The 860-nt window shown below is 68.5% G+C and carries 1 pseudogene; it reads left to right on the plus strand.

What is annotated here, in order from left to right:
• Positions 1 to 860 (plus strand): annotated as a pseudogene (locus HMPREF3086_RS08770) (recombinase XerD); the annotation flags it as partial.

An 860-nucleotide genomic window follows, 5' to 3' on the forward strand; every position in this document is an offset into this window, starting at 1 on the left:
CCCCTGACGGCCTGTCGCCTCGTTCCACCCGCCGCGGCCGACCACGCGCCACCAGTACCCGAGATGACCCCTGTGCCCGGTGTGGCCGCAACATCCCCCGCCTGGCAGCGCGTTGGCCAGAGGGGCGACTGTGCTTCACCTGCTACAACACCGCGATCCACACCCACGGCACCTGCCCGAACTGCCGACAGGACCGGCTCCTGCCCGGCCCTCCAGGCGCCGACGGCGAACCGGTCTGCGGCACCTGCGCCGGCATCGACGTCGACTTCCACTGCCAGCGCTGCGGCGCCGAAGCAGGCCATCACCGCGGCAACCTCTGTGTCCGCTGCGTCCTGCGCGAGGACCTTCACGCCCTGCTCGGCAGTGCCCCCAGCGATCCCACACTGGCCGGTCTCGTCGACGCCCTGTGCGCCGCCGACCGACCCGAATCGATCATCACCTGGAAACGCTCACCCAAAGTGAAAACCCTGCTCACCGGACTCGGCGACGGCTCAATCCCCTGCACCCACGACGGATTCGACGCCGTCGGCGGCAAACCGGCCGAACACGTTCGTGCACTGCTACAGCACCACGACCTCCTACCCACACGGGATCCCTACTTGCCGCGGTTCGAACAGTGGATCGCCACGAAGCTCGACGGCCTGCCCGACGAGGTCCGCCAGCCCGTCCATCACTTCGCGACCTGGCATCACCTGCGCCGCATCCGAGCCAAAGCCGCCGACGGGACGCCCACCCGGGCACCGATCCATTCGGCGAAGCAAGAGATCACCGAGACCATCAAGTTCCTGAGCTGGCTGCACACCACCTATGGGCGCACTGCCGCAACCTGCACCCAGCCCGACATCGACGAGTGGCTCGCC

The organism is Dietzia sp. HMSC21D01 (assembly GCF_001815995.1).
In the GTDB taxonomy this organism is placed as follows: Bacteria; Actinomycetota; Actinomycetes; order Mycobacteriales; family Mycobacteriaceae; genus Dietzia; species Dietzia cinnamea.